This is a genomic window from Gluconobacter sp. DsW_056, from assembly GCF_002153595.1.
GTDB lineage: Bacteria > Pseudomonadota > Alphaproteobacteria > Acetobacterales > Acetobacteraceae > Gluconobacter > Gluconobacter albidus.
Genome location: NZ_JOPF01000036.1, coordinates 1 through 468, shown reverse-complemented (window position 1 = coordinate 468; position 468 = coordinate 1). Strand labels below are relative to the sequence as shown.

Genomic DNA, 468 nt, shown 5'->3' with positions numbered 1-468 from the left:
ACCATTCTGACCGATAACGGCATCCAGTTCGCTGATCAGCCCCGTAACCGCAATACGGCCTGGTCTCGCCCCATGCGCTTCGACATGATCTGCGAAGCTCACGGGATCGAACATCGTCTGACGAAACCCAATCATCCCTGGACGAACGGTCAGGTCGAGCGGATGAACCGGACAATCAAGGAAGCAACCGTCAAACGCTTCCATTACGACAGTCATGAGCAGTTGAGGACACACCTCAACGACTTCACGGCAGCCTATAATTTCGGGCGAAGACTCAAGACCCTGAACGGCCTCACCCCTTACGAATACGTCTGCAAAATCTGGACTTCAGAGCCAGACAGATTCATCATCAATCCAAACCATCAAAACACGGGACCAAACACCTTATGTGTTTCCAACCTGTTATGATGACCTCATGAACGCCCCTGGCCAGGGGCGTTCATGAGGTGAGATACAGCGCTTAACACC

The 468-nt window shown here is 52.6% G+C and carries 1 protein-coding gene; it reads left to right on the top strand.

What is annotated here, in order from left to right:
- Window positions 1-408, top strand: a 408-nt coding sequence (locus HK22_RS14750; RefSeq protein ID WP_143412441.1) for an integrase core domain-containing protein, incomplete at its 5' end; no start/stop codon positions are given.
- Window positions 409-468 lie beyond the last annotated feature (60 nt).